Raw genomic sequence first — 263 nt, 5'->3', positions numbered from 1 at the left:
CGAGGAGCGGTTCGCGTCGTCGCGGTTGGTGGTGGTGACGCGGGGTGCGGTGGCGGTCAGCGAGACCGAGGATGTGGATCTCGGTGTGGCCGGGGTGTGGGGTGTGGTGCGGGCGGCGGAGGCGGAGAATCCTGGCCGGTTCGTGTTGGTGGATGTGGATGCGGACGAGGAGTCGTGGCGGGTTCTGGGGGCGGTGGTGGCCTCGGAGGAGCCGGAGGCCGCGATTCGCGGTGGTGAGGCGTGGGTGCCGCGACTGGCACGCG

At 71.9% G+C, this 263-nt stretch carries 1 protein-coding gene; it reads left to right on the top strand.

All coding sequences use genetic code 11. The annotated features are described in order from the left end of the window. On the top strand, nucleotides 1-263 hold a 263-nt coding region (locus ACSC1Q_RS43255; protein WP_436764555.1), incomplete at both ends, for a SpnB-like Rossmann fold domain-containing protein.

This window comes from Streptosporangium heterodermiicola (assembly GCF_051390675.1).
In the GTDB taxonomy this organism is placed as follows: domain Bacteria; phylum Actinomycetota; class Actinomycetes; order Streptosporangiales; family Streptosporangiaceae; genus Streptosporangium.
The sequence above is the reverse complement of the archived record's forward strand: the minus strand, read 5'-3'. Positions and strand labels throughout refer to the sequence as shown.